This window comes from Streptomyces sp. BE20 (assembly GCF_036322525.1).
Taxonomy (GTDB): domain Bacteria; phylum Actinomycetota; class Actinomycetes; order Streptomycetales; family Streptomycetaceae; genus Kitasatospora.
Genome location: NZ_JAQYWW010000100.1, coordinates 1 through 327 on the forward strand (window position 1 = coordinate 1; position 327 = coordinate 327).

A 327-nucleotide genomic window follows, 5' to 3' on the forward strand; every position below is an offset into this window, starting at 1 on the left:
CCATGGTCGACCAGCTGGGCTCGTTCGCCGACGAGGTCACCCGGGTGGCGCGCGAGGTGGGTACGGAGGGGATCCTCGGCGGCCAGGCCCGCGTGCCCGGCGTGGACGGCAACTGGCAGGACCTGACCGACACCGTCAACGAGCTGGCCAACAACCTGACCCGCCAGGTGCGCAACATCGCGCAGGTGACCACGGCGGTGGCCCGCGGCGACCTCTCGAAGAAGATCTCCGTCGAAGCGCGGGGCGAGTTCCTGGAGCTGAAGACCAGCCTCAACACCATGGTCGACCAGCTGGGCTCGTTCGCCGACGAGGTCACCCGGGTCGCCC

The 327-nt window shown here is 70.0% G+C and carries 1 protein-coding gene; it reads left to right on the forward strand.

Going from position 1 to position 327, the window contains the following annotated elements; genetic code table 11:
* On the forward strand, positions 1–327 hold a 327-nt coding region (locus PUR61_RS00425), incomplete at both ends, for a HAMP domain-containing protein (RefSeq protein ID WP_329874420.1).